The organism is Paraburkholderia sp. SIMBA_027 (genome assembly GCF_046535315.1).
Lineage (GTDB): Bacteria > Pseudomonadota > Gammaproteobacteria > Burkholderiales > Burkholderiaceae > Paraburkholderia > Paraburkholderia tropica.
The window spans coordinates 1-265 of sequence record NZ_JAWRWY010000773.1 but is presented as its reverse complement, the minus strand read 5'-3'; the positions used below and the strand labels follow the sequence as shown (position 1 = coordinate 265).

The window sequence follows — 265 nt, the reverse complement described above, 5'->3', positions numbered from 1 at the left end:
CAAGGTGCTGTCCGGCGGTGAAAAGAACCGCATGACCTTCGGCCGCCTGATGCTGGGCCGCCACAACGTCATGCTGCTCGACGAGCCGACCAACCACCTGGACATGGAATCGATCGAATCGCTGCAGTTCGCGCTGGAAAAGTACGAAGGCACGCTGGTGTTCGTGTCGCACGACCGCGAGTTCGTGTCCGGCCTGGCCACGCGCGTGATCGAGATCCTGCCCTCGGGCGAGATCGTCGACTACCGCGGCGGCTACGAAGACTAC

At 63.0% G+C, this 265-nt stretch carries 1 protein-coding gene; it reads left to right on the top strand.

The genetic code is table 11. From position 1 onward, the window contains the following. Window positions 1–265 (top strand): ATP-binding cassette domain-containing protein (locus SB764_RS41150; RefSeq protein WP_410866918.1); only part of this gene is annotated, 265 nt, incomplete at both ends.